Here is a 2,817-nt window from a genome sequence, read left to right on the forward strand (position 1 = left end):
GGCCATCCGGCACGTGATCGTGCCGGGCCTGACCCGCACGATCCAGTTCGTCTTCGTGACCACCATGATCGGAATGCTGACCTCGATGTTCGGCCTGGTGTTCGTGATGACGAGCGGTGGGCCGGAGGCGTCCACCTACCTGCCGGAGTACTACATCTGGATCCAGCAGGGGCAGTTCGACCGACCGGCCCTCGCCTCCGCGGCGTCGACCGCGCTGTTCCTGATCATGCTCCTGGTGGGGATGGCGCAGATCGGCATCCTGCGGCGCGCGGGCAGGGAGGACTGATGGCCGGCGGGCGGGTGGCGAAGTGGGTCGTCGCGGTGCCGATGGCCGGGCTGGCGCTGGCGACGGTGTACCCGCTGCTGTTCACCGCGAACGTGGCCGTGAAGACCCGTCGCGACTACGTGCTCGACCGGTTCTCCCTGACGGGTTCGCCGCGGTGGGACAACATCACCGCCGCGTGGACGAGCGTCGGCATGTCCCGGTACTTCCTGAACTCGGTGGTCGTGGTGACGTGCTCGGTCGCGCTGCTGCTGCTGTTCGGGTCGATGGCCGGGTTCGCGCTCGCCCGGCTGCGGTTCCGCGGCTCGTCGGCCCTGTACCTCGGCTGCCTCGCCGCGCTGTTCATCCCGTTCCAGGTGATCATGGTGCCGCTGACCAGGGTCCTGGCCGACACCGGTCTCGTCGACACCTACCCGGGGTTGGTCCTCGCGTACGTGGCGCAGTTCCTGCCGTTCACCGTCTTCCTGATGACGAGCTACTACGCGACGGTGCCCGCGGACATCGTGGACGCCGCCCGGATCGACGGGAACACGCTGTTCGGCGTCTACTGGCGGATCATGCTGCCGATGGGCACGCCCGCGCTGATCTCGGTCGGCGTGCTCAACGCCCTCTTCTGCTGGAACGACGTGCTCATCTCCCTGCTCGTGATGCCGTCGGCTGAGCACCGCACGCTCATGGTCGGGGTCACCTCGTTGCGCGGGCAGTACTCCGACGACATCCCCGTGTTCGCCTCGGGGGTGCTGATCGCCGCGGTGCCCGTGCTGGTCGTCTACCTGTTCCTGCAGCGCCAGATCGCCGATGGCGTCACGGCCGGAGCCACGAAGGGCTGATATGCGCATCACCGGTTACCGGACCCTCATGACAGTCCAGGACTGGGGTCGGCCCGTCGGGGACGCCAACGGCGTCTTCACCGACGGCCTCATCCGGGTCCCCCTCGTCCTCGTGCACACCGACGTGGGCATCACCGGCGTCGGACTCGGTCCGCACGTCGAGATCGAGTCGATCTTCACCGCGATCGAGGGCGAGGACCCGCGCGCGGTCACCGCCCTCTACGACCGGATGCTGCGCCGGACGTTCAAGGCGGGCCACGCCGGCCCGGTGTTCGGCACCATCGGCGCCCTCGACACGGCGCTGTGGGACATCAAGGCGCAGGCCGCCGGCGAACCGCTGTGGCGGCTGCTCGGCGGACGCGACCGCCGCGTGCCCGGCTACGCCTCCGGCCTGGACATCGAGCTGGGCGACGACGAGCTCGTGGCGGCCTACGAGGCCTACGCCGAGCGCGGGCTGCGGGTGGCGAAGATCAAGGGCGGCCTCGACGTCGACCGCGACCGGGACCGCCTCATCCTGGTGCGCGACGTGCTCACCGCCGCCGGTCACGGGGCGCGGCCCGGCCTGATGCTCGACGTCAACGAGGCGCTGACCCGCAAGCAGGCGGTCCGCCACGTCAGCGAGCTGGAGCGCACGCTCGACCTGATCTGGGTGGAGGAGCCCGTCCGGCGGTGGGACGCGGAGGGGCACGCGGCCGTCGGGCGCGGGATCCGGGCGTCGGTCGCCACCGGGGAGAACCTCACCGGGCTGGAGCAGTACCGCCCGCTGATCGCGGCGGGGGCCGTCGACGTCGTGCAGGCGGCGGCGGTCTGGGGCGTCACCCACTTCCTGCGGGTCGCGGCCCTCGCGCACGCCCACGACCTGCCGGTCAGCCCCATCGGCACCACGCCGATCGGCCTGCTGCACGCCGCGACGTCGCTGCCGAACCACCTGGCCAGCGAGTTGCAGGACCTCCACCCGCCGGTGGGCCTCTCGATCGACCTCCACATCGAGGACGGCGGGTTCGTCCTCGGGGACAGCCCGGGGCTGGGCATCCGCGTCGACGAGGAAGCGATCGCCGCGTCGGCCCCCGCGTTGCCCGCCCCGACGTCCGAGGGCCCCCACGTCCGCCCGGAACGCGCCGGGCACCGCCTGCTGGCGGTGGTGCGGGACACCGCCACCCCGCCCGACCGCCTCACGTCCCCCGCCGTCGTGGCCGACGAGCCACCGGTTCCCCGCTAGGTCCTGGCACGTCCTGCTCGGCGGCCGTGGCCGCGTGCTCGACCGGAACGCCTGTGCCACGACGAAGTGCACACCGGACAGCTCGACCGGGCTTCGCGCACCACACCCACCCCAGGAGGTCCCCCTTGTTCGCGTCCCCGACCCCGTCGGTGAGAAGGCCGTTGTCGGCCGTCCTCGCCGCGGTGCTGACCACCGCCACCGCGGTGGTGGCCCTCGCACCTCCCGCGCAAGCGGCCACCACGACCCTCTACGCCTCCCCGTCCGGCAGCGGCACCGCCTGCTCCGCCACCCAGCCGTGCGCGTTGCCCGCCGCGCAGGCCGCCGTGCGGTCGCAGGCCGGCTCGATGTCCGGCGACATCGTCGTGCAGCTGGCCGACGGCGTGTACCGCCTGTCCGAGCCGCTGCGGCTGACCGCCGCCGACTCCGGCACCAACGGCTACCGCGTGCTGTGGCAGGCCGCGCCGTCCGCGCGCCCCGTGATCAGC

At 72.1% G+C, this 2,817-nt stretch carries 2 protein-coding genes and 2 pseudogenes; all 4 read left to right on the forward strand.

Annotated features, from left to right (window positions below):
* Positions 1-286 (forward strand): annotated as a pseudogene (locus tag AB0G02_RS34055) (sugar ABC transporter permease); the annotation flags it as partial.
* The gene (locus AB0G02_RS34060; protein WP_360802652.1) at positions 286-1,113 is read left to right on the forward strand and encodes a carbohydrate ABC transporter permease; all 828 of its coding nucleotides are present in this window, start codon (positions 286-288) and stop codon (positions 1,111-1,113) included. The pseudogene AB0G02_RS34055 and the gene AB0G02_RS34060, both read left to right, overlap by 1 nt.
* 28 nt (positions 1,114-1,141) lie before the next feature.
* Complete coding sequence (locus AB0G02_RS34065; protein WP_360802654.1) at positions 1,142-2,332, forward strand: mandelate racemase/muconate lactonizing enzyme family protein; 1,191 nt, start codon at positions 1,142-1,144, stop codon at positions 2,330-2,332.
* Between the two features lie 149 nt (positions 2,333-2,481).
* Positions 2,482-2,817 (forward strand): annotated as a pseudogene (locus tag AB0G02_RS34070) (right-handed parallel beta-helix repeat-containing protein); the annotation flags it as partial.

It is taken from the genome of Actinosynnema sp. NPDC023658 (assembly GCF_040639995.1).
Lineage (GTDB): Bacteria > Actinomycetota > Actinomycetes > Mycobacteriales > Pseudonocardiaceae > Actinosynnema.

What these genes read in the sequence shown, in the direction of transcription:
- AB0G02_RS34060 (WP_360802652.1), top strand. Translation starts at nt 286, where the DNA reads ATGGCCGGCGGGCGGGTGGCGAAGTGGGTCGTCGCGGTGCCGATGGCC.
- AB0G02_RS34065 (WP_360802654.1), top strand. Translation starts at nt 1,142, where the DNA reads ATGACAGTCCAGGACTGGGGTCGGCCCGTCGGGGACGCCAACGGCGTC.